The 24389-nt window shown below is 66.3% G+C and carries 19 protein-coding genes; 7 read left to right on the top strand and 12 right to left on the bottom strand.

The features are described 5' to 3' along the window. Positions 1-263: 263 nt before the first annotated feature. Positions 264-4385, top strand: a complete 4122-nt coding sequence (locus ACQCVD_RS06605) for a Pls/PosA family non-ribosomal peptide synthetase (protein WP_426822932.1) — start codon at positions 264-266, stop codon at positions 4383-4385. After that, complete coding sequence (locus tag ACQCVD_RS06600; RefSeq protein ID WP_426822931.1) at positions 4382-5857, top strand: heparan-alpha-glucosaminide N-acetyltransferase domain-containing protein; 1476 nt, start codon at positions 4382-4384, stop codon at positions 5855-5857. The genes ACQCVD_RS06605 and ACQCVD_RS06600 overlap by 4 nt, the downstream gene beginning before the upstream one ends. A gap of 14 nt (positions 5858-5871) precedes the next feature. Here the strand turns inward: ACQCVD_RS06600 and ACQCVD_RS06595 are convergent, their stop codons facing one another. Both ACQCVD_RS06595 and ACQCVD_RS06590 read right to left on the bottom strand, forming a co-directional pair. Beyond that, the gene (locus tag ACQCVD_RS06595) at positions 5872-6561 is read right to left on the bottom strand and encodes a 4'-phosphopantetheinyl transferase family protein (RefSeq protein WP_426822930.1); all 690 of its coding nucleotides are present in this window, start codon (positions 6559-6561) and stop codon (positions 5872-5874) included. Positions 6562-6567: 6 nt separating this feature from the next. Then, on the bottom strand, positions 6568-7686 hold the full coding sequence (locus ACQCVD_RS06590) for a DNA polymerase III subunit epsilon (RefSeq protein WP_426822929.1): 1119 nt from the start codon (positions 7684-7686) through the stop codon (positions 6568-6570). 175 nt (positions 7687-7861) lie between these two features. Here ACQCVD_RS06590 and ACQCVD_RS06585 point away from each other — a divergent pair, with 175 nt between their 5' ends. After that, the gene (locus ACQCVD_RS06585) at positions 7862-8305 is read left to right on the top strand and encodes a DUF3806 domain-containing protein (protein ID WP_426822928.1); all 444 of its coding nucleotides are present in this window, start codon (positions 7862-7864) and stop codon (positions 8303-8305) included. A 97-nt stretch (positions 8306-8402) separates the two neighbouring features. Here ACQCVD_RS06585 and leuA read toward each other — a convergent pair whose 3' ends face one another. Together leuA and ACQCVD_RS06575 are read right to left on the bottom strand one after the other, a co-directional pair. Further along, on the bottom strand, positions 8403-10250 hold the full coding sequence (leuA, locus tag ACQCVD_RS06580) for a 2-isopropylmalate synthase (protein WP_426822927.1): 1848 nt from the start codon (positions 10248-10250) through the stop codon (positions 8403-8405). A gap of 309 nt (positions 10251-10559) precedes the next feature. Then, positions 10560-11411, bottom strand: a complete 852-nt coding sequence (locus ACQCVD_RS06575; RefSeq protein WP_426822926.1) for a DMT family transporter — start codon at positions 11409-11411, stop codon at positions 10560-10562. Positions 11412-11531: 120 nt separating this feature from the next. On the opposite strand from ACQCVD_RS06575, the gene ACQCVD_RS06570 reads away from it, so the two are divergent. Both ACQCVD_RS06570 and ACQCVD_RS06565 read left to right on the top strand, forming a co-directional pair. Continuing rightward, entirely contained in the window at positions 11532-12797 is a 1266-nt protein-coding gene (locus ACQCVD_RS06570) for an aspartate kinase (RefSeq protein WP_426822925.1), read from the top strand. 346 nt (positions 12798-13143) lie between these two features. Further along, on the top strand, positions 13144-14175 hold the full coding sequence (locus ACQCVD_RS06565) for an aspartate-semialdehyde dehydrogenase (RefSeq protein WP_426822924.1): 1032 nt from the start codon (positions 13144-13146) through the stop codon (positions 14173-14175). 176 nt (positions 14176-14351) lie between these two features. Here the strand turns inward: ACQCVD_RS06565 and ACQCVD_RS06560 are convergent, their stop codons facing one another. After that, positions 14352-14975: an RNA polymerase sigma factor gene (locus ACQCVD_RS06560; protein WP_426822923.1), complete on the bottom strand. Its 624-nt coding sequence runs from the start codon at positions 14973-14975 to the stop codon at positions 14352-14354. A gap of 118 nt (positions 14976-15093) precedes the next feature. Here ACQCVD_RS06560 and ACQCVD_RS06555 point away from each other — a divergent pair, with 118 nt between their 5' ends. Together ACQCVD_RS06555 and ACQCVD_RS06550 are read left to right on the top strand one after the other, a co-directional pair. Beyond that, on the top strand, positions 15094-16689 hold the full coding sequence (locus ACQCVD_RS06555) for a catalase (RefSeq protein ID WP_426822922.1): 1596 nt from the start codon (positions 15094-15096) through the stop codon (positions 16687-16689). 294 nt (positions 16690-16983) lie between these two features. Further along, positions 16984-17412 carry an Ohr family peroxiredoxin gene (locus ACQCVD_RS06550; RefSeq protein ID WP_426822921.1) on the top strand — a complete coding sequence of 143 codons (429 nt, stop codon included), beginning with the start codon at positions 16984-16986 and terminating at the stop codon, positions 17410-17412. 227 nt (positions 17413-17639) lie between these two features. Here ACQCVD_RS06550 and ACQCVD_RS06545 read toward each other — a convergent pair whose 3' ends face one another. The 7 genes from ACQCVD_RS06545 to ACQCVD_RS06515 form a co-directional block, all read right to left on the bottom strand. Then, a complete protein-coding gene (locus ACQCVD_RS06545; protein WP_426822920.1) occupies positions 17640-17933 on the bottom strand; it encodes a hypothetical protein in 294 nt (97 codons plus the stop codon). Between the two features lie 300 nt (positions 17934-18233). Further along, positions 18234-18587, bottom strand: coding sequence for a Na+/H+ antiporter subunit G (locus ACQCVD_RS06540; protein ID WP_426822919.1), 354 nt, complete (start codon positions 18585-18587; stop codon positions 18234-18236). Between the two features lie 4 nt (positions 18588-18591). Then, complete coding sequence (locus ACQCVD_RS06535; protein ID WP_426822918.1) at positions 18592-18864, bottom strand: cation:proton antiporter; 273 nt, start codon at positions 18862-18864, stop codon at positions 18592-18594. Next, positions 18861-19292, bottom strand: a complete 432-nt coding sequence (locus ACQCVD_RS06530) for a monovalent cation/H+ antiporter subunit E (RefSeq protein WP_426822917.1) — start codon at positions 19290-19292, stop codon at positions 18861-18863. The genes ACQCVD_RS06535 and ACQCVD_RS06530 overlap by 4 nt, the downstream gene beginning before the upstream one ends. 3 nt (positions 19293-19295) lie before the next feature. Continuing rightward, on the bottom strand, positions 19296-20819 hold the full coding sequence (locus tag ACQCVD_RS06525) for a monovalent cation/H+ antiporter subunit D family protein (protein ID WP_426822916.1): 1524 nt from the start codon (positions 20817-20819) through the stop codon (positions 19296-19298). Continuing rightward, a complete protein-coding gene (locus ACQCVD_RS06520; RefSeq protein ID WP_426822915.1) occupies positions 20819-21292 on the bottom strand; it encodes a cation:proton antiporter subunit C in 474 nt (157 codons plus the stop codon). Before ACQCVD_RS06520 ends, ACQCVD_RS06525 begins: the two co-directional genes overlap by 1 nt. After that, a complete protein-coding gene (locus tag ACQCVD_RS06515) occupies positions 21289-24306 on the bottom strand; it encodes a DUF4040 family protein (protein WP_426822914.1) in 3018 nt (1005 codons plus the stop codon). The genes ACQCVD_RS06520 and ACQCVD_RS06515 overlap by 4 nt, the downstream gene beginning before the upstream one ends. Between the last annotated feature and the right edge of the window lie 83 nt (positions 24307-24389).

Raw genomic sequence — 24389 nt, 5'->3', positions numbered from 1 at the left:
TTTCCCTGAGGCTTATGCTTCCGGTGATGGTGATTTGTTCGCCATAAGGTGTTTTGTTCAGCGGCTATGAGTTTTCCCTGAGGGTTGGGGGAGCGGTCAAGATCGGCGGTCACCTGACGTGCCGTTCGAAAATGACCGTCAACGTTGATCGGTAAATTGCCCATAATTTCCGAACAGCTTCCTTAATTGTCTCTCCTCTTTCAGGTTCTAAATACGTCCGCTAATTCACCTTAAATAACATCCGTTGTTTTCCAGGAGAATGCGTGAACTCCGAAGATAATCTCAGTCTTCCCAGCCCTCATGATCACCCTCGCCTAGCGGTTTACGGGGTCGAGGACCCGCCCGCAGAGCGGACCCTGCTCGACATCGTCCGCCAAACCACAGCGGACCACCCCGATGCCATCGCGATCGAAGGGTTCGACGCCTCGATCACCTACCGCGATCTGGAGACCCTGATCGCCCGGGAGGTCGAGCGGCTCCACGACAGCGGAATCGGCCGCGGCGACCGCATCGGAATCCGGGTACCTTCCGGCACAACAGACCTCTATGTGGCGATCCTGGCCACCATGTTCGCCGGGGCCGCCTATGTGCCGGTCGACTGGGATGACCTGGACTCCCGCGCGGCAACCGTGTGGGAGGAGGCCGAGGTCGCGGCCGTCTACGGCGAGGACCTCATGCTGGAGCTGCGCCGGGAGACCGCCAACCCAGACACCGGTGAGGCGACCCTCGACAACGATGCCTGGATCATCTTCACCTCCGGGACCACCGGGAAGCCCAAGGGCGTGGCCATTAGTCACCGCTCGGCAGCTGCCCTGGTCGACGCCGAGTACCTGACCTACCTGGTTGACGCCCCGCTGGGGCCGGATGACCGGGTGATGGGTGGGTTGTCCGTCGCCTTCGACGCTTCCTGTGAGGAAATGTGGCTGGCCTGGCGCAACGGCGCCACCCTGGTGACGGCACCGCGCGACGTCGTGCGCTCCGGTGACGCCCTGGGGCAGTGGATCGTCGACAACCGCATCACCGCCGTATCCACCGTGCCGACCCTGGCCGCGATGTGGGACCCGGCGTATCTGCAGAACATCCGCCTGCTGATCTTCGGCGGGGAGGCCTGCCCGATCGGGCTGGTGCAGAAGCTCGCCGCGCCGGGCCGCGAGGTCTGGAACACCTACGGCCCGACTGAGGCCACGGTGATCGGTTCCGCGGAGCTGATGAGCGTGGAACCGCCGGTGCGCATCGGCCGTCCCATCTCCGGCTGGGCGCTGACGGTCGTCGACACTGACGGGGTTCCCGTCGCGTGGGGCGAAACCGGTGAGCTCATCATCGGCGGCGTCGGGCTGGGCCGCTACCTGGATCTGGAGAAGGACGCTGAGAAGTACGCCCCGCTGCCGGCTCTGGGATGGGACCGTGCCTACCGCACCGGTGACCTGGTCCAGGCGGAGCAGGCGGGCCTGATCTTCGCCGGGCGCGTCGACGACCAGATCAAGATCGGTGGTCGCCGTCTCGAGCTCGGTGAAGTGGACGGGTATCTCTGTGAGCTGCCCGGGGTGAGCGCCGGCGCCGCCGCAGTCCACAAGACCGCCGGTGGCAACGACGTCCTGGTCGGTTACCTGTCCGGTGAGGACCCGGACGCCATCGACCTGGACACCGCACGGGTGCTGCTGGCCCGGAAGATGCCCGGTGGCATCGTGCCGGTCCTGGGGGTGCTTCCCGAGTTACCGATGAAGACCTCCGGCAAGGTGGATCGCAAGGCGCTGCCCTGGCCCCTGCCGAACAACGCGGATGACGCCGCCGAACTTCCCGCGGAGCTGCGGTCCCTGGCGGAACTCTGGGAGGAGCAGCTGGGGCCGGTGCCCATGGCCACGGACAGCGACTTCTTCAAGCTGGGCGGCGGCTCGGTCGCAATCGCTCGGCTGGCAGCCCGGATCCGGGAGAACTGCCCGGCCGCGGAGATCGGACAGCTCTACGCCCACCCCACCCTGCAGCAGATGTCGGATTACCTGGCTGACCTGGGCACCACCCACGAGGAACGCCCGCTGCCGCGCCCGATCCCGCGGGCGGCCGGGGTGTTCCAGGCCTCCTTCGTCGGCGCCCTCTACCTGTTCAACGCCCTGCGTTATGTGGTCGGCGCGCTGGTGGCGATCTGGCTGCTGGGCACCTTCTTCGACGCCGGCTGGGTTCCCTCGCTGCCGGCGGTCCCGGTCCTGATCTCCTGGATCGTGTTCTACTCGCTGCCGGGCAAGGTGCTGCTCACCGCAGCCGGCGTCCGGGCGTTGACGGTCGGCCTGCAACCGGGCCGCTACCTGCGGGGTGGGTGGACGCACCTGCGGGTCTGGGCCGCCCAGCGTCTGCTGACCTTCATGCAGCTGGAGAACCTCAACGGCACTCCCATGGCCCCGGCCATGCACCGGCTGCTCGGTAACCGGGTGGGACGGGACTCCCACCTCGGCCACAACCCACCCGTGACCGGCCTGGTCACCATCGGGGCAGACGTCACCGTGGAACACGAGGTGGACCTGGAAGGTTACTGGCTCGACGGCGACACCTTCATCGTCGGCCGCATCGACATCGCCGACGGCGCGCGGGTCGGGGTCCGGACCCTGGTCTCCCCGGGAGTGTCCATCGGCCGTGGGGCGGAGGTCCTGCCCGGTTCCCATGTGGACCGTGACGTTCCCGCCGCCGAGCTCTGGGGCGGGTCACCGCTGGTCTCCTACGGCACGGCCGGGGAATCCTGGCCAGAGGGCAATCCGGAGCAGCTGCGCCGCACCACCGGCCAGTCCTGCTACCGCTCCATGGGGGCGGTCCGGTCCTGGCTGACCTACACCGGCGGCCTGCTGGTGCTGCGCCTGCTGCAGGCCCTGGCCCTGCTGCCGGGATTCATGATCGTCTTCCCGCAGGTCAGGGATCTGGAGTTCTATGAGCATGTCTTCCCGGTGCTGGCCGTCTGGGTGCCGGTGTTCACCATTCTGATGGTGTTGACCTGGCTGGCCGGGGTCGTGGTCGTGGTTCGCATCACCGCCCTGTTCATCGTGCCCGGGTACTATCCGCGGGACAGTTTCACCGGCTTCGCCGTGTGGTTGACCCACATCCTGATGCAACGCACCCTGATCTCGACCTACCCGATCTACGCCTCCAGCTTCACGCCGACCTGGCTCCGTCTGCTGGGGGCCCGGGTGGGCAGGGACGTGGAGATCTCCACCGTCGAGACCATCCCGCACCTGACCTGGATCCGCAACCGTAGTTTCCTCGCGGACCACGCCCTGGCCAGCTCCACCCGCATGCGCGGTTCCTGGCTGCACATCGGTACCACCGTCATCGGTGAAGGCAGCTTCGTGGGCAATTCCGGCATCGTCGGACCGGACCGCGATGTCGCCGACAACTCCTTGGTCGCGGTGCTCTCCTCGGTCCCGCACCGCCCCAGGGCCGGTACCTCCTGGCTGGGCCGGACCCCGACCCTGATTCCGCGGCAGGAGATCGCCGGGGACACCGCCCGCACCTACCAGCCTCCGCTGCACCTGAAGATCACGCGCGTGGTGGTCGAGTCCGGCCGCATCCTGCCGGCGATGATCAACAACTGGCTCGACCTCGTCGTGGTCTACGTGCTCGCCGGCATCTACATGCAGCAGCTGTTCGCTGGCGCCCCACGGCTGCAGGCACTGCTCGTGGTCACCCTGGCCTCCTGGCCGGTGCTGGTGGTGGCGGGCACCCTGGCCGCCCTGATCCCGGTGCTGGTCAAGTGGATGCTCGTCGGCAACTTCCGCGAGCAGCAGAAACCGCTGTTCTCCAGCTTCGTCTGGCGCGGGGAACTGGTGGATGTGTTCGTGGAGAGCCTCGCCATCCCGGGCGTGGTGCGGATGAGCCTGGGCTCCCCGCTCTTCAACCTCTGGTCCCGGATGATGGGCGCGAAGATCGGCACCAGCGTCTGGTGCGAGACCTGGTGGCTACCCGAGTACGACCTCGTCCGGATCGAGGACCGGGTGTCGGTCAACCGGGGCACCGTGCTCCAGACCCACCTCTTCCACGACCGCGTGATGACGATGGAGTCGGTGACCATGGACACCGGTTCCACGCTCGGCCCGAACAGTTTCGTCCTGCCCGGCGGCCGGGTCGGCGAACGCTCCACCATCGGACCCGGCTCCCTGATCCAGCGCCAGGAGCAGCTGCCCGGCGACAGCCTCTGGCAGGGCAACCCGGTCCGGCACGTGGCCGCCATCTCCGGCGCCACCAGTGATACCGCGGCCTCCCCGGTAACTGGTCAGCACCGGGCAGCCGTACCCCGTATGGAGGATGCCGGGTCCCTGGCCCTGCTCCTCGACACCGAGACTGACCTGGCGGAACCCGTGAAGCCTGCGGCAGCAACGGGCCTGACCCTGGGAGAGAAACAATGACACAGCATCTGAACAACTCCGGTACCGAACTGGAGCCCTACGGCGGCGTACCCGAGGGTGACGTGCCCACCGGTTCCCGCCCCGAGCCCGGCCCCAGTGCCCAGCGCCGGGCCTGGACCGGCAAGGAACTGGACGGTGAACCCGTGCTGCTGGACCCCACCCGGGACAGTTCCCGGGAGTTCGGCGCCAGCCGACAGCTCGAGGGCAAGCGGATGGTGGGCCTGGACGTCGCCCGTGGCCTGGCCCTGCTGGGCATGGTCGCCGTGCACACCCTGCCCAGCTGGAACCAGGACACCGAGGAATCCACCCTGGTGTGGTGGTTGGCCGCGGGTAATGCGGCGGCCCTGTTCGCGGTCCTCGCAGGCGTCGGCCTGGCCCTGATCTCCGGTGGTCATGCGCAGGTGCCGGGGCGGCGGATCCCGGGGCAGCGCGGCAAACTCATCGTCCGGGCCGCGATGGTCTTCGGCATCGGTCTGGCCGTCAACCAGATCATCGACCCACCGGTCTACAACATCCTGCCCTACTACGGTCTGCTCTTCCTGATGGCGGTGCCCTTCCTCGGGGTGCGCAAACGGACGCTGGCGATGTGGGCGGTGGGCGTGACGGTCCTCGCTCCACTGGTGGCTTACTTCGTCCGGGGCGCCGAGCTGTTCTCCCCCCTGGAGGTCATTCAGCTGAGTGACCTGACAGCACAGCCGTTGGCGGTAGTGGAGACCCTGCTGTTCACCGGCAACTATCCCACGGCCACCTGGTTCGTCTATGTCCTGGTCGGTCTGCTCGTGGGACGTCTGGCACTCGGCCGCATCGCGGTGCAGCTCAACCTGCTCGGCTACGGGATCCTGCTTGCCCTGCTCGGGCAGGGGGCCTCCTACCTGTCCATCTGGTACCTCGGCGGGTGGGAACGGATGCTCTACTCCCACGTCGACGTCACCATGTGGGATGTGCTCAGCGCCATCTACCGCGGCGCCGAGGACAGCGATCTGCCCACCACCTCCCTGGCCTGGCTGACGGTCGCCTCCCCGCACACCAACACCCCGTTCTCACTGGTGCACACCATGGGCCTGGCCCTGGCAGTGCTCGGCGCCACTCTGCTGCTCTGCCGGGTCATCCGCAGTGTCCTCACCCCGCTGGCCCGGCTCGGCAGCATGACGCTGACCCTGTACGTGGGGCACCTGGCCTTCCTGTCCCTGGGCTTCTTCGAGGGTGCGGCATGGCTGTGGTTTATCGTGCAGCTCGTGGCTGGCACCGCCTTCGCCTACGGCTGGTCCCTGATGAACCGGCAGGGCCCACTGGAACTGCTCGTGGCCAAGGCCAGTGACATCCCCACCCGCCTCATTCCGCAGCCGGCCCCGGGCACCGTCCCGAGACAGGCCCGAGCCAGCCGAATCGGCGATCCGCCCAGCCTGGCGGAGGGCCGCCACCGGCGAAACGACGGCTCCGCCGCCCCGGGTGTCCCGGAACGGCGGGACTAAGTCCCCACGGGTGCTCAGCCCCGCCAGGCGACGGCGAGCTCAACCCGCCGGGGCCGGGGGAGCGTCAGCTGAGCCACCTGAACCCCCGGCGGCCCCAGCGGACGGCGTCGGCTTCCGGTACGGTCCCGGGCGGGATCGCGGTTCAACCCTGTCCCCAACGCCTTGAGTCCGGCCTCCTTGCGGGTCCAAGCGGCAGTCACGGCCCGGGCCTGCAGGGGGCCGGGCAGCCGCGACAGCCGCCGCTGGTCGGACTCGTGCAAGGTGGCCAGTAATAACCGCGCCTCCGCGGGGGTCTGCAGGTCCTCCACGTCCACCCCCACCCCTTCCGGGCTGATCGCCACCGCGATCAGCCCGGAACTGCGGGACAGGGAAAATTGCGGCACCGGGACAATCTCCCCGGCGGTCCGCAGGTGCAGGCGACCGGCAGCGCGGGTGAACACCAGCGCCGAGTCCGCCACCCGGAGCCGTTCGGCCAGCAGCCGCCGCAGCAGCAGGTGGGACGCCAGCCGCAGCTGCTGGGTCGCCGGCGCGGCGGGGCGGGTGGCCTGACGCAGCTCGGCCTCGCCCAGGTGCCGCACCCCGCCGTCCAACAGGGGCAGCGCCGCTGCCACGGGCACGGCATGCACGCTCAGCTCCCCGGGCGGCGGCGCCGGGGTCCGCCAGAACCGGCGGGGCAGCGGCACACGGTAGCCGTCGAGGTCCATGGCGGGTCAGCTCTCGCGCCGGCCTCCGCCGCTGACCTGACGCACGGCGGCCATGAACTCGGTGTCGGAGAGCAGGGGGATACCCTTGCGCTGAGCGTGCATCGCCTTGCCCGTCAACTCCCGGGTCTGGTTGCACACCACCACCGACGTCTGCCGGGTCAGCTTCTCGGAGTAGGCCAACTCCTCCCGCAGACACGCGGCGATGATCTCGTCCGGATCCATCTCGATCTCGGGGGCGACCACCACCTCCATGCCCTTGCGCAGAGGATGTCCCGGCACGTACGGGCCGGGATTGTCGAGGGGCCGGGGGGCCTCCACGGCGTCGACCCGCACCGTCGTGCGCTGCAGCCCGAACTGGTCGGCCCGCAGCTGTTGCGGTGAGCGGCTGGCCACCTCCCCACGCTCCCGCTGGAGCAGGTGAATATCCACGATCAGTTCGGTGATCTCCCGCGTGACCTCAGCTTCCTCGCGGCAGGCCCGCTCCACCGACGCCACCGGTGACGGCGCCTCCAGGTGCAGCGCCGCCGCCAGACCGGCCGGGCGGGTGTCCGCCAGCTGCACCCCCTGGCGCCGCGCGGTGGCCAGGGTGTCCACGACCGCGGCGGGGCGCGGCACATGCCCCACCCGGTGACGACGCCGCCGGGACCGGCCCCGCCGCTTCGAACGGTTGGCCCGCGCGGCGGCATTCATCGCACGCCGGGCCTCGGCGACGAGGAACCCCCAGGTCTGGGACGCGTCGTGGACCACTAGGGTGCGGTCGTCGAGCAACCGGCCGAGCGGCTTGAGTACCTGGGAAAAGGTCTTGCCCGCGGCGATCTCCCCGGGCTGCAGGCCGTGCAGGTGGAACGGTCCCGGATTCTCCCCGGGGTTGAGCACCGCATGGAAGTCCTCGCCGATCTCACCGGCGTCGTTGAACGTCACCGCATCGACCGCGATCACCCGCGACGTCGCCGGATGAATTCCGGAGGTCAGCAGGTGGACCGCAACATAGGGAAACGCCGCCACGGCCGCCTGCCGCCGCCGGGCGCGCTCCTGCCGTTCGGCGTCGCGTTGGGCCTCCCGCTCGGCGGCCTGCGGGGATTCGGCGGCATCACCGTGGGCTGCGGAGCTGACTTGCTGGTTCATTGTTCCGAGTCTAGTTCGCCGCGGCATTCCCGCAGACACTCCCCGGCCGTGCCGTGTCTGCGCAGGGGTGCAGCCCGCTTCACGACGCCGTGGTGTCCGGCGCCGCCACCCCACACGGGCGTGGTGGGCGCCGAGAACCTCGCAATCTGTGAGTGGCGGCACTACCGTGCACAGCATGGAGACCACGAACGCACCAGAAACCGGTAACGGCGCCCGCCCACAGGTGGTCGCCCTGAGCTCCGCGGAGGACGCCTGGTTGGAGAACCTCATGGCCACCGCGGAGGCCAAGGGTTACCTCGACAGCATCGACACCCTTTCCGACGCCTTCGAGGAGGCCCGGGAGGAGTGGTCCAGCCAGCCCCAGCACTCCCGTCCGGAGCCGGGGAAGATCATCCACCTCTACGCCGTGGCCTTCGGCCAGCAACTGGCGATGGACCACGACCTGGACTGGGCTGGCCTGCGGAAGTCCGACACCATTGAGATCGTGCTGTGGGACCCGGAGGGAGAAGTGACCCTGCTGCCGATCAGCATGGTGGAGAAGCGCTGGCATGATCCGGCGGTACGTTCCCTCCGGGACCTCTATGACCAGTCCGTGGCGTCCCTGACCGCCGGGCAGTAGACCGGACCGCAGCGCAGGACGACAAACCGCACAGCCGGTCCCGTTCCATGGTGGAACGGGACCGGCTGTGCCATTCTCCGGGTGAGGAGTCTCCGGTTTAGACGCCGCCGCCCAGTCGGGAGGGTTCCAGCGCCAGGGAACGGTTGATCGCGGAGGTCACGGCCTTCAGTGAGGCGTAGGTGATGGAGCCGGCGATGCCCACGCCCCAGGAGGCGGAGCCGTTGACCTCGGCGAAGACATAGGCCGCTGCCTCGGCATCATCACCGGAGCTCCGGGAGTGCTGGGAGTAGTCCTGCACCTCGACGTCGATGTCGACCTTCTCCAGGGCATTGGCGAAGCCGGCGACCGGACCATTGCCCTCACCGGTGACGGTGATCTCTTCCCCGCGGACGGTGACGTGGGCGGTGACCTTGGAGACATCCTCCTCGGTTTCCGCGTTGTCCACCTTCACCGAGATCAGCTCGATGGTCTCGGAGCGGTCCAGGTACTCGGTGGCGAAGATGTCCCACATGTTCTTGGAGTTGACCTCGCCGCCCTCCGAATCCGTGACGGCCTGGACGACGCCGGAGAACTCCACCTGCATCTGCCGTGGCAGGTTCAGGCCGTGATCGGTCTTCATGATGTAGGTGACGCCGCCCTTGCCGGACTGGGAGTTCACGCGGATCACGGCTTCGTAATCACGGCCGACGTCCTTCGGGTCGATCGGCAGGTAGGGTACCTCCCACGTGGTGCCCTGCAGCTCATCCCAGGTGACCTCGGTGTTGTTCGCGCCGGGCTTGACCTGGGCGGCCATGGCGTCCAGTCCCTTGTTGACGGCATCCTGGTGGGAGCCGGAGAAGGCGGTGAACACCAGCTCGCCGCCGTAGGGGTGGCGCTCGGGGACCCGCAGCTGGTTGCAGTACTCGACGGTCTGCCGGATCTTGTTGATGTCGGAGAAGTCGATCTGCGGGTCCACTCCCTGGGTCAGCATGTTCAGTCCCAGGGTCACCAGGTCCACGTTGCCGGTGCGCTCGCCGTTGCCGAACAGGCAGCCCTCGATGCGGTCCGCTCCGGCCAGGTAACCCAGCTCCGCGGCGGCCACACCTTCGCCGCGGTCATTGTGGGGGTGCAGCGACAGGATGATGGCGTCGCGCTTTTTGAAGTTGCGGTGCATCCACTCGATGGAGTCCGCGTAGACGTTGGGGGTGATCATCTCCACCGTGGACGGCAGGTTGATGATCATCGGGTTCTCGGGCGTGGCCTCCATGATGTCGACCACGGCGTCACAGACCTCCAGAGCGAAGTCCAGCTCGGTGCCGGTGAAGGATTCCGGGGAGTACTGCCAGCGCCAGTTGGTGTGCGGGTAGTCCTCGGCGACGGTCTTGATCAACTCGGCGGCGTCGGTGGCCAGCTTCTTGATCGCCGGCTTGTCCTTGCGGAAGACGACGCGACGCTGCAGTTCAGAGGTGGAGTTGTAGAAGTGGACGATGACGTTCGGGGCGCCTTCACAGGCCTCGAAGGTCCGGCGGATCAGGTGCTCACGGGCCTGCACCAGTACCTGGATGGTGACGTCCTCGGGGATCATGTTCTTCTCGATGATCTCCCGGACGAAGTCGAAGTCCGTCTGGGAGGCCGACGGGAAGCCGACCTCGATCTCCTTGTAGCCCATGTTCACCAGCAGCTCGAACATGCGGCGCTTGCGCTCCGGCGACATCGGGTCGATCAGGGCCTGGTTGCCGTCACGCAGGTCCACCGCGCACCACTGCGGGGCAACGGTGATCTTCTTGTCGGGCCAGGTGCGGTCCGGCAGGGTGATGTCCTCGACCTCTTCGGCGAACGGCAGGTAGCGGTCCACCGGCATGGCGGAGTTACGCTGCTTGTTCCAGGCGGGCTGCCCCTCGCGGCGCGGGCCGGACGGAGTGCGGATCTCAGAGGGAGCGGAGATAAAAGAATCGTTGGGAGACATAGCGGTTAATCATCCTTCGTGAAGTTGCGGCTACAAAACGACTGTAGCGCTGCTGCGGGTCCACGACCGGCGACACCAAACTCCGCGACGGGGTGCCGGCCGTGTTTTTCGACCTACTGGGACCCGCCGCGGCGAAGAAGAAGGAGAGCTCGCTGCGTCATGTGGCACAGCCTACAACATGAAATGGGGTGCGTGTCGAGGGCGGGGAGGGTGCAGGGGCGGGTTAGCCGGTTGGCTACTCGGCAGGGACCGTGCTCACCGTGCGGTACCGGCGGAGCGGGGCCACCGCGGCGTCGATAAGCGGGGGTGTCAGACGCTGCGCCGGGAGAGGATGACGGTGGAGATGATCATCGCGATCAGTGCCAGCCCCATGCTGAGCCAGCCGAGAGTGGTGTCCACGGTGAACTTCTCCCCGAGCACCAGGTAGCCGAGGGTGAAGGCGACGAGGGGTTCGGTGATGGTCATGGCGGGCAGTGAGGTTCGCAGCGCACCGGCGTTGAAGGAGTACTGCTGGACGATGGTGCCGAGTGTGGCGCCGAGGATCAGCCCCCAGAGTTCCCAGTTGAAGATCAGGCCGGGGATCCCGTCCTGAATGAAGATGTCCACCACGGACTTCGAGATCACCGCCACATAGCCGAAGAGGGCGCCGGTGACGATGCCCAGCAGCAGGGCCTTCTGGTTGCGGGGGCGGTACTGCGCTACCCGGTCGATGAGAATCATCAGCACTGCACCGATGATCAAGGCCGGCAGCCAGCGACCGAGGGGCGGTTGCGGGTCACCGGCGGCGGGCCGGCCGAGGATGACCAGGACCCCCACGGCCACAGTCAGGATCGCGGCCCACGCCATCTCCCGCGGGTTGATGTGGCGTTTGTCGTACCAGGCGGCCAGCGGCAGGGTGAACATCAGCGACAGCACCAGAATCGGCTGAACCACGAGCAGGGTACCGAAGCCCAAGGCGATGACTTGCAGGCCGTAGCCGATCAAGGCGGTGCCGGTGCCTGCCCACCACAGGGGGCGGGAAATCGCGGCCCACAGGGGAGAGCCTTTGATGGTCCCGTCATCGGGTGCGGAACCTGCGATGCGGTGTCGCACGACCGTCCCCCACGCAATGGTCAACGCGGAGGAGAGTGCGAAAAGCACGGCAATGAAGTTCGAAGGCACTGTGGGGATTCTAGTGCAGGTACCCCCGTTTGCCGGGTCTTCACACCCGCGCCCCAGCCGCAGGGTTGGGACGATAATATGGTTTCGGTAAAGATAACCGACACGAAAGGCGGCCCGCCGGTGGCACTGGTCGTACAGAAGTATGGCGGTTCCTCGCTGGAGAGCGCGGAACGGATCCGTAATGTAGCGGAACGGATCGTCGCCACCAAGAAACAGGGCAATGATGTGGTGGTCGTCTGCTCCGCAATGGGGGACACCACCGATGAGCTGCTGGAGCTCGCGGCAGCCGTGAACCCGGTTCCGCCGGCACGTGAGATGGACATGTTGCTCACCGCCGGTGAGCGCATCTCCAATGCGCTGGTGGCCATGGCGATCGAGTCCCTGGGAGCGCAGGCACAGTCCTTCACCGGTTCCCAGGCCGGGGTGCTGACCACCGAGCGGCACGGCAACGCCCGCATCATCGACGTCACCCCGGGGCGGGTGCAGGAGGCCCTGGATGAGGGCAAGGTCTGCATCGTCGCCGGGTTCCAGGGCGTGAACAAGGACACCCGAGACGTCACCACGCTCGGACGCGGCGGTTCCGACACCACCGCGGTGGCTCTCGCTGCGGCGCTGAACGCCGACGTCTGTGAGATCTACTCCGATGTCGACGGCGTGTACACCGCCGATCCGCGCATCGTGCCCAACGCCAAGAAGCTGGAGAAGCTCTGCTTCGAGGAGATGCTCGAGCTCGCAGCCGTGGGATCGAAGATCCTGGTGCTGCGCAGCGTTGAGTACGCGCGCGCATTCAACGTGCCCCTGCGCGTCCGATCGTCTTATAGCAACGACCCCGGCACCCTCGTGTCCGGTTCAATGGAGGATATTCCCGTGGAAGAAGCAGTCCTGACCGGTGTAGCCACCGACAAGTCCGAGGCCAAGATCGCCGTCCTCGGCATCACCGATGAGCCGGGGGAGGCCGCCAAGGTCTTCCGGGCGCTGGCCGACGCCGAGATCAACATCGACATGGTGCTCCAGAACGTCTCCTCCCTGAAGGACAACACCACCGACATCACCTTCACCTGCCCGCGTTCCGACGGTCCCCGCGCCGTTGAGCTGCTCAAGGGACTGCAGCAGAAGCAGGGCTGGAACAACGTCCTCTACGACGACCAGATCGGCAAGGTCTCCCTGGTCGGCGCCGGGATGAAGTCCCACCCCGGCGTGACCGCTGAATTCAGTGAGGCACTGCGCGACGCCGGCATCAACATCGAGATGTTCACCACCTCGGAGATCCGCATCACCGCGGTCATCCGCGAGGCCGGCCTCGATGAGGCCACCCGCGTGCTGCACGAGAAGTTCCAGCTGGGCGGCGAGGAAGAGGCCGTCGTCTACGCCGGCACCGGCCGGTAGTTTTCCGGACCCACGCCGGGTCCACCCCTGATCATCGAAGGGGTGGGGCCGGCGTTCGCGTTGTCCGGAGAACTGTGGCGGTGTTCGCGGGGAGCGGGCGGATCTGCAACTCATACGTAAGTTACCGTCGAAATCTGCGGATTCCGGTCGGTTTTTGGCCGCAACTTACGTATGCCTTGCGCTACCGCTGGTCCAGGGTGCGGCAGGAGGGGACGTTCTGCCTCCGGACGTCGAGGTTCCGAAAGTAGCCCGAAAGGGTACCTGCCGGTCCCCCGGCATTGAGTTGCCCCAGCAAGTGCGTAGAATCAACGGAGAAATCCACGATCTCATGAAAGGGCAACGTCTGATGACCACTGTCGCAGTCGTCGGTGCCACCGGCCAGGTCGGTCGCGTGATGCGTACTCTCCTCGAGGAGCGTAACTTCCCGGCCGACAAGTTCCGCTTCTTCGCTTCCCCCCGTTCCGCCGGAACCTCCCTGACTTTCCGCGGACAGGAGATTGAGGTTGAGGATCTGACCAAGATCACCGAGGAATCCGTCGCCGACGTGGACGTCGCGTTGTTCTCCGCGGGTGGCTCCACCTCCCGGGAGTGGGCCCCCGTCTTCGCTGCCGCAGGGGCGACCGTGGTGGACAACTCCTCCGCCTGGCGCAAGGATGACGAGGTGCCGCTGGTCGTGTCCGAGGTCAACCCCGCTCAGACGAAGAACCTGGTCAAGGGGATCATCGCCAACCCGAACTGCACCACCATGGCTGCCATGCCGGTGCTGCGCGTGCTGCACGAGGAGGCCGGCCTCAACCGCCTCAACATCTCCTCCTACCAGGCGGTCTCCGGCTCCGGGCTGGCCGGCGTGGAGGCTCTGGCCAAGCAGGCCGCAGAGATCGGTGAGCACAACGTCGACCTGGTCAACGACGGCTCCCTCATGCCCACCGATGAGCTGGGTCCCTACGTCGCCCCGATCGCCTTCAACGCCCTGCCGCTGGCCGGCAACGTCGTTGACGACGGTTCCGAGGAGACCGACGAGGAGCAGAAGCTGCGCAACGAGTCCCGCAAGATCCTGGGACTTCCGGACCTGAAGGTCTCCGGCACCTGCGTGCGTGTACCGGTCTTCACCGGCCACACCCTAACCATCCACGCCGGGTTCGACAATGCGATCACTCCCGAGCGCGCCCGCGAGCTGCTCGCCGACGCCCCGGGCGTCGCCGTGGTGGACGTGCCGACGCCGCTGGCCGCCACCGGCCGCGATGAGTCGCTGGTCGGCCGCATCCGCCAGGATCAGACCGTCGACGACAACAAGGGACTGGTCTTCGTGGTCTCCGGCGATAACCTGCGCAAGGGCGCTGCCCTGAACACGATCCAGATCGCGGAGCTGCTGGTGTAGTTCTCCTTCCCCTCCTGAACCGCCCCCACGTGTGTGGGGGCGGTTTTTGCGTGGTTTTCAGGGCATCGGCTGGGAGTTGAGGGAAAACTTGCGCGGGCTCCTCCGGTGTTGAAGGTGGCGCCAGGACCACAGTCTGGAATCGTGTGGCGTGTTCTTCCGGAGACGCCGCTGATCCGCTACTTCTCCCCGCGCTTCTCCGTGCGGTTGGTGGCCTCGATCAGATCCTTGCGTGCCCGGGCCACGCGGGAGCGGATCGTGCCTACGCGCACGCCCGCGATCTTGGCTGCCTCGTCATAGGTGTAGCCGAGCACCTGGGTGAGGATGAGGGCTTCGCGGCGTTCGCCGGGCAGGGCGTCGATAAGCGTGCGGACGTCGATCCATTCGGACCAGGAAGAGGAACGGTCCCGGGGAGCGGCCATGGTGTCCGCCACGTCCTCGTATTCGGTGGCGGATTTCCGGGGGCGGGCCATGTCGTGCCGGATATTATCCACCCAGACCCGCCGGGCCAGGGAGAGCAGCCAGGTCCTCGCGGAGGAGCGGGCGGCGAAGCGGGGCAGGGCCCCCATCACCCGTAGGTAGGTCTCCTGGGTGAGATCGTCGGCGATGTCCCGGCCGCCGAGATGGGCCAGGAGACGCCAGACATCGTCCTGGGTGGACCTGATGAACTCGGTGAGCGCGACACGGTCACCGCGACCGGCGGCCAGCGCTAGCTCGGTGACCCTGTCATCATCGCGCTCCGAGTGTTGTCCCACGACAGTCGAGAATACCAGGCCAATGGGTCTTCCCAGGTCAGCCACCATGCAAGAGACGAGCTTCCGGGGTAGAAAAGAAGGCGTGACAGTTGCACGACTCACAAAATCTATGTAAGCTATCAATCAGACTTCATCCATAAGCCAAGACTTTCAAGAGGAGATAGCAGTGACTAATGACAACTCTGCAGTCGATCAGGTTCTGAATCGGGGCCTCGTCCAGCCCGAGCATGGCTTGACCCACCGTCACAACGGTGCACCGGTTCCCTCGGAGAACCACTCGGTGACCCAGGGTCAGCAGGGTGCCACCATCCTCAATGACATTCACCTCATTGAGAAGCTGGCCCACTTCAACCGGGAGAACGTCCCGGAGCGCATCCCGCACGCCAAGGGCAACGGTGCCTTCGGTGAGCTGCACATCACCGAGGACGTGTCCCAGTACACCAAGGCTGACCTCTTCCAACCCGGCAAGGTCACCCCGATGGGTATCCGTTTCTCCACCGTCGCCGGTGAGAAGGGCTCTCCCGACACCTGGCGCGACGTTCACGGCTTCGCCATGCGCTTCTACACCGAAGAGGGCAACTACGACATCGTCGGCAACAACACGCCGATCTTCTTCGTCCGTGACGCCATCAAGTTCCCGGACTTCATCCACTCCCAGCGCCGCACCGGCGCCTCCGGTCTGCGTGACGCCGACATGCAGTGGGATTTCTGGACCCGCACGCCGGAGTCCGCGCACCAGGTGACCTACCTCATGGGAGACCGCGGCACCCCGCGCACCCAGCGTGAGATGAACGGTTACGGCTCGCACACCTTCCAGTGGATCAACAAGGACGGCGAGGCGTTCTGGGTGAAGTACCACTTCATCTCCCGCCAGGGAGTCCACAACTGGACCGACGCCGAGGCCGAGGAAATGGCGGGCAAGGACGCCGACTTCCACCGCAAGGATCTCTTCGAGGCCATCGAACGCGGCGATTACCCGATCTGGGACGTCAAGGTCCAGATCATGCCGGCCAAGGACGCCGAGACCTACCGCTTCAACCCCTTCGACCTGACCAAGACCTGGTCCAAGGAGGACTACCCGCGGATCGACGTCGGCTACTTCGTCCTGAACCGCAACCCGATCAACTTCCACTCCCAGATTGAGCAGATCGCCCTGGACCCGGGCAACCTGGTTCCCGGCGTCGGAATCTCCCCGGACAAGATGCTGCAGGCACGCGTGTTCGCCTACGCCGACCAGCAGCGTTACCGCATCGGGCCGAACTACCGTCAGCTCCCCGTCAACCAGCCCCTGCACCCGGTGAACACCTACTCGCACGAGGGCAGCATGAACTTCCTGTTCAATGACGAGGAGCAGCCGACCTACTCACCGAACCGCCACAGCAAGGGGCAGGGCTACCTGGACAACGGCCAGAACTCCTCCTCGGGGGAGACCCTGGGCCGGGCTGACGATGTCTACGTCGCACCGGACTCCCACGGCAACGACCTGGTTCGTGCCGCCTACGTCGAGCACCCGGAGGACGGTGACTTTGTCCAGCCCGGCACCCTCTACCGTGAGGTGCTCGATGACGAGGCAAAGGAACGTCTGGCCGGCAACATCTCCCGTGCCATGGTCGGCGTGACCCCCGAGGTCGAGGAGCGCGTCTACTGGTATTGGACCCAGGTCGACGAGAACCTCGGCAAGCGCGTCAAGGAGCTGTTCACCGAGCTCAAGGCCGAGCGCGAGCCGCACGACCCGGAGTCCGGCACCACCTCGACCAAGTAGTCAGTACCCGCCCAGCCACAACCCGCCGTCAGGCGCCTGGAGAACTTCCAGGCCCGACGGCCCTGATTGGCCCGGTCCATCACCTCGCAGCCCCGTAGGTGGAGGACCGGGCCTTCGGTATTTCTCCCACCACAACAGCGGACGGGGTGGCGCTCGCCGCAGAATGCGGGGAGTGCCACCGGGTTTCCCGCTGCAGCTTACTCCCGGGTATCCGGAAGAAGACCGACCTGACGACGGTATCTTCGTTACCCTGGGGCGTGACAGTCGACACATATACCACGGAGGAGAAATACCATGGCAGAAAAGCTCTACACCGCATCCGTTACGTCCACCGGTGGCGGCCGCGACGGCCACGTGGAAGGCGACGGCAACATCGATTTTGACGTCCGTCCCCCGAAGGAGATGGGTGGCGATGGCGCCGGGGTGAACCCGGAAGCCCTGATCGCCGCAGCCTGGTCCGCATGTTTCAATGGCGCGCTTCAGCTGATCATGAAGAACCATGACGTTGATGTCTCCGCCCATCAGCCAGAGGTCACCGCGGACTTCAGCATCAACAAGGACCCCTCCGGCGAGGGATTCCGGCTCTCCGGGGTGATCAAGGCCAAGTTCAAGAATCAGGAGCAGATCGACAACGCCGCCAGCCTGGTTCAGGAGGCACACGAGTTCTGCCCGGTCTCGAAGGCCCTGCGTGGGGAGGCAGACATCGAGGCGGGACTGGGCTAAACCACAGTCCTCTCGCCAGCAGACCCGGGGATCGCGAAAACCTGGACCACCGACCCTCCGGCACCTGATGCGACACCAGCACGGTACCGGAGGGTTTCGGCGTGGTGGCCTCTCGGAGAGGGCATCACGCTGCCGCGGGGCTGGCGCAGGGGAAAACAATCCCCGTCTCAGCCGGTGCTGGCCGAGTCGGGGAGATCTGCGGGTGCTGCGCAGTTGAGGTAACCAGCTCAGAGGGAGGACGTGAGCACGCTGGACCCCAGGCCCAGAGCGGAGCTGCCGAGATTGAGGACGGAGCTACCCACGCCCAGGGCGAGCCAGGCGGTGACCACCTGCAGGCCGGCTTCGGCCTGATCAGAGGGCAGGCCCGGCACAAAGTTCTGGACACTGTTGACGAACTCCTGCGGGATCTCGATCTGGGAGCTCGGGTAGGGTGCGCTGACCTGGGCGTTCGCGGTGGCGGTGGTGCCTCCGAGGACAAGTGCACTGGTCAGGGCGACGGCAGCAAGAGACTTGAGACGCATACGGATCCTTTGGTTGCGCAGGATGGCGGAGAAAATGTGACGCGCGGCATGAAAGTGCGCTGCCTGACTGATGCTACCTAAGCTGATGAGTCCGCGGCCGAAGTTCACAGTGCTCCTACCCGACCGAGGTCAGTCGAACGGGTGGTACAGACGGACCTGCTGGTCTAACTGAAGAACGCGTTCTTCTCTGACACGGTGATCAGGGGATACGGAACTGGCGACCGCGCCCCGTACCGGCAGCGCCCACCACGGAAAATCCCGGCGCAGACGTGAGCCCGGCACGGGAACCCCGGGGACCAGTCAGAAGTTCGCGGGCTCGGAACCGTCTTCAGTGGACTCGCCGGCCTTCACGTCGACGACCGTCACCCCGTAGATGGAGCGCCCGATGACGAAGCTGCCCACCGCGGCGATGATCCACACCGCGGCGATCGCGATGATCGCGCGCACCAGGTTGTTGGCGTCGAAGCCGGAGGTGGTCCAGTCCCTGATCAGCTTGGCCACGATCAGGATCGGAACGGCGCAGCTGACCGTGGTGCCCAGCAGGTTCACCCGGGTCAACGCGTCCGGGGCCCGCCAGATCGAGGACGTCGTGGCAGCGGTGAACACGGTGGCGATGATGACAAGGATGGCCACGATGATTTCAGAGATGGTCACTGGGCTACCTTCTTCCCTTGGAGATCATGCGGGCCATGGAGATGGTCGGCAGGACACCGGCCACCAGCGCCGCCAGAATCACGATCTCATAGGCGATGGAGGTCTGATTGTCCATGCTCCAGACCAGGAAGATCGCGATCATCGTATAGAACACCACGTCAGAGACCACCGTGCGGGTCAGGAAGTCCCTCGCGCGGAAGATCAGCACCATGCTCGCCAACAGGCAGATCAGCATGATTACGCCGGCAGCCACCAGGATCATCTGGAATGCGGTCATGGACGGTCATCCACCTTCCGGTCAGTGGGAGGATCTGGGTAGGAATAGTAGCGCTCGCCAAGCGTGGTCGTCGGTCCCTGCCCGGGGACACCGTGGTCAATCGGGCGGACCGCCGGGACCAGACGGTTCTCCATGTCAGCCAGGGACTCGATCACCTCCACGGGATCCGTTCCCTGCACCGCCTGCACGAGCAGGATCCGGGGGTCACCCTCCCGGACCGGATCACGGAAGCCCATCGACAGCGTTCCCGGGGTCATGGTGATCGAGGTGGAGAACCAGAAGATCTGCCAATCGCCGGTCACACGCAGCGGATAGTGGATCACTACCGGGTGGATTCCGGCGTCGCGGCGGAACGCCGCCATGACCAGACCCCAGCCGCTGACGAAGATCTCCTTGATCAACCAGGGGATGTAGATCAGTACATGCATGGGTTAATTTCCTCCCTGCAGGTCGGACATGTCGGGCACCCCGACAGGGTCCTCGCCCAGAATGGACTGCTGGTAGCCCTCGACGTCCAGGAGTCCTTCGGTGGCGGTCAGCACGGCGTCGATGAGTGGTCCGGCAAAGACGAACATGGCCACCGAGACCACGATCAGAGTGGCGGCTGGGGCGATCAGGGAGCCGCGGACCCGCAGGGTGTCCGGAACTCCCTGCATCGGGCGGCCCCAGAAGACGGTGCGCCAGACCCGGAGCATGGCCAGGAGGGCCGCGAAACTGGCGATGATGATCGCCGCGATGACGACCCAGGAGCGCCAGTCCCCGGCACGGGCAGCCTCCATCACGATGAAGACCTTGCCCCAGAGCCCGGAGAACGGTGGGAAACCGACCACCGAGAAGGCGCCGGCGGCGAAGACCGCTGCCACGAGGGGATCGCGCCGGGCGAGTCCGGAGAGTTTCCGCAGCACCCCGGTGCCGTAAGTTTCCTCGATCGCGCCGGAGCTCAGTACCAGAGCACCCACGGTGATCATGTGGTGCAGCGCGTAGAGTAGCCCGGCGGCCAGCGCCCGCTGCGGATCCCCGGTAGTGAACGCGAGCATGACCAGGATGAACGGCATGCCGTTGACCATCTGATAGGCCAGCACACGGCGGATCGAGTTCTCGGCCAGTCCGGCGAAACCGCCGATCATCATGGAGATCACCATGACCACGATGATCAGCAGGTTCCAGCGTTCATCCAGATCGAAGATCATGACGTAGATGCGGAAGAGCATGTACACGGCGACCTTGGTGTGCAGGGCGGAGAACAACCCCATCACAGCCGCGGAGGTGCCCGGGTAGGTGCGCGGCAACCAGGTGTGCACCGGGAAGACGCCGGCCTTGGTGGCGATCGCGACGATCACCATGCCCATGGCCACGACCGCCGGGCCGTTGCCCGCAGCCACACCCTGCAGGGCGGCGATGTTCACGCTGCCGGTCACGCCGTAGACGAAACCGACACCGGCCACCAGCAGGGTGGATGCCGCGAGGTTGACCAGCACGAAGGTGCGGCCGACGGCCAGCCGGGCGCCGGTGCCCGTCATTGCGATCAACCCGTAGGAGGGCAGCAGCATGACCTCGATGAACACGAAGAAGTTGAACAGGTCCGCGGTCAACAGCGCGCCGTTGACGCCGGTGACCAGCATCAGCGTCAGTGCTGGGTAGTAGCGGGACCGGGTTTCGCCGGCCGCGGTGGCGAACCAGTTGGCCACCACCGCCACCAGCCCGGTGGTGATGATCATGATGGCCGAGAATTCATCCGCGGCGAAGGGGATCGCTACTCCACCCTGGAACAGGCCGACGTTGTGGCCCATCGTGCCGTGTTCGGCGGTGTAGGTGAACAACCAGACACCGGCGAGCACACTGGCGGCGGGGACGGCGAGGTGGAGCAGATCGCGGACCCATTTCCAGGGCGCCATGACGGCCAGCGCCGACGACACCAGGGGAACGGCCACGAAAAGGGGCAGCAGGGTAACCATCAGCGGCGGCTCTCCTTCTGGGTGGTCTTGAGCTCGCCGGCCCGGCCACGGGCGCGTTCACCGGCGACGAAATCCGCGGCGGACTGGTTGGCCCGGCCGAGCGTGCTGAACGGGGAATCGTGGAGCTCGGTGTCTCCGGTGTCCCGGTTGCCGCCACCGGCGATCGGGTCGGTGACCTCGGTGTCGTCGGTGCGTCCGAGCGCCGCCATGGTCAACAGGATCGTGGCGGTCGCCATCGCGATGACGATGGCGGTGAGCACGAAGGCCTGGGGCAGGGGGTCAGCGGCATCGGCCACGTCCGACCGGTCCGGAAAGGCCTCTCCGCGCCAGGCGCCCACCCCAGCGGCCAGCAGAATCAGGTTGGAGGCGTGGCCGAGCAGCTGCATGCCGAGCACGACGCGGACCATGCCGCGTTGCTGAATGAGGAAGACTGCGCCGGTGACCAGCACCGCGATAGTCAGTGCCATGATCATCGTCCGGTCTCCTTCCGGTTGGTGTCGGTGGAGGCGTCGCCTTGTTCAAGCACTGTGACAGCCCCCTGCTCATGGGTGTTGCCCCGCTGGCGGTCCGGGCCGTCATCGCCGGGGTCGGGGTTCGGTTCGATCGGATCCGGGAACGGTTCGACAACCTCGTCCTCGCCGATGTACGGCGCCGGGGTGCCCGGCAGCGGCCCGTCGGTACGGGCATAATCGAGTTCCGCGACGGATCCGGCGCCCGGTTTGAGATAGCCGCCCAGGGCATTGACCGCGGAGGTCAGCATGCCGAGCACCGCGAGGTAGATGCCACCGTCGAAGATGAGCGACGTCGTCCAGTGCTGGCCGAAGGCGTCGGCGTAGAGCGGCTTGAGGAAACCACCCTCGAAGTAGCCGACGAAACCGGCCGCCAGCGCGACCACGATGCCGATGCCGGTCAGCCAGTAGGGGGTGGACGGGCGGAAGACGATGCTGTCGCGGCCCCGACTGACGTAGGCGAACATGATGGCGGTGCCGGCGACCAGGGCGGCGACGAAGCCGCCACCCGGGTCCGCGTGGCCCCGCATGAAGATCAGCACGCTGAGCACCCCGAGCACCGGGAGGACCAGCTGGAAGCCCTTCTTCAGGGGCAGAGAGTTCAGCTGGGACTGGCCGAAGGGGCGCGGGCGGGTGCCACGGGTGAACTGCATCCGCGGGATGGAGGCGGCCACGGCACCGATCACGATTGCGGCCATGCCCAGCACCGAGAGCTCACCCAGGGTATCCAGGGCACGGAACTCGACGATGATCGTCGCCACGATATTGTTCCCGCCCGTGATTTCGGGGGCGTTGTCCAGGTACCACTCGGCGATGTCGGAACGGTCATGCCGGCCCAGCAGAGTGAACACCGCGAGGAAGGCGGTGGCACCGGCCAACAGGGCGATGATCAGGGAGCGGATGGTGCGGGACCGGGAAACTCTGGGGAAGCTGGCCGGCTGATGGCGCACCACCATCATGATGATCACCACCACCAGGGCCTCGACCAGGAACTGGGTCAGCGCCACATCCGGTGCGCCCAGCAGCAGGATCTGCAGAGTCATGCCCACGCCAGCGGTACCGATCAGCACGGCACCGGTGATGCGGTTGCGGCTGAAGATCAGTCCGATGACGGAGAACAGGATGATGAGGAAGGGGCCGAGGTCCTGCCAGTTGTCCAGCCCCGCAGCGCGCGGCGCCAGCGGAATTCCGTCCACACCGGTCGTGCCGAACAAGGTGACCAGCATGAGCGCGATCAGGCACAGGAACGGCCAGATCAGATGGCGCGACGGGTTGAGGGAGTTGGCCATGCCGGCCAGGACACGCCCCAGGGCAGCGGCCGCGGTGGTCACCCCATGGAGGGCACCATTGCCGTTGAAGGGCAGCAGGTGGCGGGATTCCAGTGCCGGCCAGAGACGGTGGCGGTAGACCACGCCGAGCACACCGATGGCGATCGCCACCAGGGAAATCACCAGCGGGACGGTAATGCCGTGCCACAACGCCAGATGGGTCTCTGCCTGTCCGCCGATCGAGGCCACGATGGAGTCGACCGGGCCGTCGAAGATCCCCAACAGGAAACCCAGTGGCAGCGAGAGCACACCGGGCAGGGCAGCCGGAAGCCAGAGCGACACCGGGGCCTCGTGGACCTCCTGGTTTGCGGGGCCGTTGTCGTCGGTGGTGCCGTCGAGGAAGGCGCCGAAGATGAACTTGGCGGAGTAGCTGAAGGTCAGTAGGGCACCGAAGCCGCCGATAATCAGCAGCACCCAGGTGGCGGCGTCACCGATCGGGGCGTCCTGGAACGCGGTGAGCATGCCTTCCTTGGAGACGAAGCCCAGCATCGGTGGGATCGGAGCCATGGACAACGCACCGATGAGTGCGGAACCGAAGGTCCACGGCATCTTCTTCCAGATCACACCCAGACGGCGGATGTCGCGGGAGCCGGTTTCATGGTCGATCACGCCGATCAGCATGAACAGGGAGGACTTGAACAGTGCATGTGCGATCGTGTGCACGACGGCGGCAGCCAATGCGAAGGGCGTGCCCACGCCGATGGTGGCCACGATCCAACCGAGATGGCTGACGGTGGAGTAGGCGGTCAGCTTCTTCAGATCGGTCTTCTGCAGGGCGAACAGCGCGGAGGTCACGGCGGTGGCCATGCCGGCCACGATGAGCAGCCAGTTCCACACGGCGACGTCGTGGAAGACCGCGGAGAACCGCAGCAGCAGGTAGATACCGGCCTTGACCACGGCGGCGGCGTGCAGGAACGCCGAAACCGGAGTGGCCGCGGCCATCGCCTCCGGCAGCCAGAAGTGGAAGGGCAGCTGGGCGGATTTCGTGAACGCGGAAACGGCGATGAGGACGGCGACCAACGCTGTCAGGCCGGGGCGCTGCGCCCAGACGTCACTTTCCAGGATGCCCTGCAGGGAGGTGGTGCCGGCCTGGGTGGCTGCCACCGCCAGGGCTGCCAGCAGCGTCAGGCCACCGATGAAGGTGAGCACCAGGGTGCGGACGGAGCCGGCTTCGCCCGCGGAACCCGAGCGCGCGATCAGCAGGAAGGAGGCGATGGACACCAGCTCCCAGCCGATGAACAGCACCACCACATCGTCGGCGAGCACCAGCAGCAGAATGGCCAGCGTAAAAGCCGTCATGATCGTGTAGAAGCTGGTGTTGCCCTGTCGTTTCGGCAGGTAGGCCGCCGAGTAGACGAACACCACCGCGCCGATGACCAGTGCGAGCAGGGCGAAGAAGGCGCCCAAGGCGTCGGCCCGCAGGGAGAGGGAGACGTCTGTCCCGGCCGCGAGGAAATCGCGTATCCAGACGAACTCCCAGGTCACTGGCTGGCCGTCCAGGATCTCCGGAAGCCTTGTGCCCAGGACCGTCGCCGCGGCCACGAACACCGCGGCCAGCGGCCACCCCGCCTTCCGGTCCATCAGGCGCACCAGCAGCGGGGAAAGGACCACCGCGGCCCCGGCCAGGGCCATCACAATCGGTAGCGTCACGCGTCGATCACTCTCCCAAGGGAGTAAAAACTTCAGAATAGGCGGGTGTTAAGACCAGTTAAGGTTAGCAGGCGAAACACGGT

The sequence above is a fragment of the Corynebacterium halotolerans genome (genome assembly GCF_050107895.1).
In the GTDB taxonomy this organism is placed as follows: Bacteria; Actinomycetota; Actinomycetes; order Mycobacteriales; family Mycobacteriaceae; genus Corynebacterium; species Corynebacterium halotolerans_B.
This window is presented reverse-complemented; position numbering and strand designations above follow the sequence as displayed.

Excerpts from the sequence above, each read along its gene's own strand:
- ACQCVD_RS06600 (WP_426822931.1), top strand. The coding sequence starts at position 4,382 with ATGACACAGCATCTGAACAACTCCGGTACCGAACTGGAGCCCTACGGC.
- ACQCVD_RS06595 (WP_426822930.1), bottom strand. The coding sequence starts at position 6,561 with ATGGACCTCGACGGCTACCGTGTGCCGCTGCCCCGCCGGTTCTGGCGG.
- ACQCVD_RS06590 (WP_426822929.1), bottom strand. The coding sequence starts at position 7,686 with ATGAACCAGCAAGTCAGCTCCGCAGCCCACGGTGATGCCGCCGAATCC.
- ACQCVD_RS06585 (WP_426822928.1), top strand. The coding sequence starts at position 7,862 with ATGGAGACCACGAACGCACCAGAAACCGGTAACGGCGCCCGCCCACAG.
- leuA (WP_426822927.1), bottom strand. The coding sequence starts at position 10,250 with ATGTCTCCCAACGATTCTTTTATCTCCGCTCCCTCTGAGATCCGCACT.
- ACQCVD_RS06565 (WP_426822924.1), top strand. The coding sequence starts at position 13,144 with ATGACCACTGTCGCAGTCGTCGGTGCCACCGGCCAGGTCGGTCGCGTG.
- ACQCVD_RS06560 (WP_426822923.1), bottom strand. The coding sequence starts at position 14,975 with ATGGTGGCTGACCTGGGAAGACCCATTGGCCTGGTATTCTCGACTGTC.
- ACQCVD_RS06550 (WP_426822921.1), top strand. The coding sequence starts at position 16,984 with ATGGCAGAAAAGCTCTACACCGCATCCGTTACGTCCACCGGTGGCGGC.
- ACQCVD_RS06545 (WP_426822920.1), bottom strand. The coding sequence starts at position 17,933 with ATGCGTCTCAAGTCTCTTGCTGCCGTCGCCCTGACCAGTGCACTTGTC.
- ACQCVD_RS06535 (WP_426822918.1), bottom strand. The coding sequence starts at position 18,864 with ATGACCGCATTCCAGATGATCCTGGTGGCTGCCGGCGTAATCATGCTG.
- ACQCVD_RS06530 (WP_426822917.1), bottom strand. The coding sequence starts at position 19,292 with ATGCATGTACTGATCTACATCCCCTGGTTGATCAAGGAGATCTTCGTC.
- ACQCVD_RS06525 (WP_426822916.1), bottom strand. The coding sequence starts at position 20,819 with ATGGTTACCCTGCTGCCCCTTTTCGTGGCCGTTCCCCTGGTGTCGTCG.
- ACQCVD_RS06520 (WP_426822915.1), bottom strand. The coding sequence starts at position 21,292 with ATGATCATGGCACTGACTATCGCGGTGCTGGTCACCGGCGCAGTCTTC.